Annotated in this window: 1 protein-coding gene; it reads left to right on the plus strand. The window is 31.8% G+C overall.

Translation table 11 applies throughout. The features are described from left to right. Nucleotides 1-463: 463 nt before the first annotated feature. A partial coding sequence (locus B3J44_RS10740; RefSeq protein WP_286968431.1) for a ligand-binding sensor domain-containing protein occupies nt 464-2,730 on the plus strand: 2,267 nt, incomplete at its 3' end.

The raw sequence follows: 2,730 nt of genomic DNA on the forward strand, positions 1-2,730 counted from the left end.
GTTTTTATTAGATTAATAAAAAATAATAGAAGGGGAGCCTGTCTCATTTTTTGAGACAGGCTCTTTTTTTATGTTCCGTAGGAAACGTTTGGTTTGCGCATCATTCTATGATTTTTTGTGAACATAGCCAATGGTTTCAACTATTGGAATGTAATATAAGACCTAATACAAAATTCAAATGATTGAATCTTTGGGCTTTATAAGCATAGAAAAGAGGTAAGAATTAATTTATCAAAAACAACATATCAGAATAAAATCCTGCAACTTCGGTGCAGAAATATGCTTTTGGTCTAAAATTTAAGGAATCTAAGCAAAATTATCTTATAATTGTGCTTATTACGCAAACCAGAAAACCAAACTCATTTTGAAGCCTTTTGTTCTATATTTTCTATTCTTATTAGGGTTTTCTTCTTCCCTATATTCACAAGATTACCCCATCAAATTCCTTGACATATCAGACGGTTTGTCTAACAATTCCATAATTACAATTTACCAAGATAAAGAAGGGTATATGTGGTTTGGAACGTACGATGGCTTAAACCGATATGACGGCTATAATTTTAAAGTTTTCAGAAACAGAATAAACGATAAAAAATCACTTTTGTTCAATACAATCTACAATATTGAAGGTGATTCTAGAAATAATATTTGGGTAGGAGGAACCAGCGGAATATGTATTTACGATAAAACAAAAGCGTCTTTTCATACCGTTAAGTATACGTTGTGGGATGATAAACCAAAAGTGCTTCAAGATATTATACATCAAATGCGTTCGGTTTCAGATAATTTAGTTTTAGTCGCTTCACAGAAATTAGGTTTATTGGCTTTTGAAAATGGTTCTTTTACAGGTAAACATATTCCTTTAAATGCATTAGGAAATAGAATTACGATTTCTAATTACGATGCCATTGCAATTCAAGAAAATAAAGAGAAATCGGGATGTTGGATATATGTTCGCAATGTTGGAGTTTGTACTTATGATTATAAAGCAAAAGACTTAAAAATTGTTTTTCCGCTTTCGATAGGAGTAAAAGCGATGAAACTTTCTTCTGATGGAAATCTTTTATTAGGAACCGACGAAGGACTTTTTTTATTAAACACAAAATCAGGTTCGATTTCAGAAAATTATTTTTCGAATAAGTGCAGCGTTACTGATGTTTTGGTGGATAAAAAAGGAATAACTTGGGTGACAACAGACGGATGCGGAATATTCTACGTTAATCCGAATACTAAAAAACTTCTGCCTTATAACGAACAATTAGCCAAAAGCAATTCAGTTTGGAGTCTATATGAAGATAAATCAGGTAACAAATGGTTTGGCTCGCTTCGTGGCGGAATAAGTATGTTGAGCGATACTCCAAAGTATTTTAAAAGTATTCGTTATAATGCTAAAGATCCTGCCGACAATTTTATTTTATCTTTTTGTGAAGACGAAAAAAGGAATGTTTGGGTAGGTACAGATGGCGCAGGCTTGAAATATTGGGATAGAAAAAACAATTCGTACACCAATTATGGAAATTCGCTTTCTAGCCCTTTTATTACTGGAATTGTTCGCGATAATAATAATGACATTTGGGTTTCTACTTGGGCGGGAGGAATCAATAAAATAAGCAAGAGTACCAATAATGTAAAACACTATTCTTGTTATAATTCTCATACAAAACAAACCGAGAAAAATATCTGGTTTGTATTTAAAGATTCAAAATCAAATATTTGGGCAAGTGCTACAAATGAAGGTTCGTTGTACCTTTTAAATAGAAATAAAGATGCATTTGAACTTTTTGATAAAAGGATTGATAACCTGCAATGCATAACCGAAACTTCAGATGGAAAGTTATGGGCAGGAAATTACACTTCACTTTTGTCAATTGATAAAGACACTAAAAAAATCACTAAAAAAGCGATTGGAAACCCTATTAGATGTATTTATGAAGATAAAAATAAAAATTTATGGATAGGAACTCAAGAAGGAGGTTTGCTATTATTTGATAGAAAAACAAATACTTTTAAAAGACAGACTATTGATGATGGTTTGCCTTCGAATACTATTTTAAGATTACTAGAAGATAATGAAGGCAACTTGTGGATGAGTACTTATAATGGAATCTGCAGATACGATAAAAGAAGTAAAACCTTCCGTAATTTCTCTGTAAATGATGGACTTCAAAGCAATCAGTTTAGCTTTAATGCCGGAATCAAACTTTCATCTGGCGAATTTCTTTTTGGAGGAATCAACGGATTTAATATTTTTTACCCTAAATCGATAAAAGGCTTCAATCAAAAGAATACTATTTTACTGACTGATTTTTATGTCAACAATCAGTTGATTGAAGAAACGAATGCAGAAGTCGCTACCGATTCTGATAAAATTAAAGAGGTTAATTTGGAATACGATCAAACGACTCTATCATTAGAATTTGTTGCTTTAGATTACAACAATGCAGACAAGATAAATTACGCTTATTTTTTAGATGGTTGGGATGAGCAATGGAATTATGTGGGACAGACCCGAAAAGCAAATTACTCAAGACTTCCTGAAGGAAAGTATACTTTTAAAGTTAAAACAACCAATTTTAAAGGAGGTTGGAATAAAGATGTCAGTCTTATTTCAATAGAAGTTTTACCGCCTTGGTACAGAACCTGGTGGGCCTATACTTTATATCTTTTAGCAATTGGCGGATTATTGTTTTTATATCTCGATTACAATAAAAACAAAGAAAAATTAAAATA

It is taken from the genome of Flavobacterium sp. UBA4854 (genome assembly GCF_002399805.1).
Lineage (GTDB): Bacteria > Bacteroidota > Bacteroidia > Flavobacteriales > Flavobacteriaceae > Flavobacterium > Flavobacterium ginsengisoli.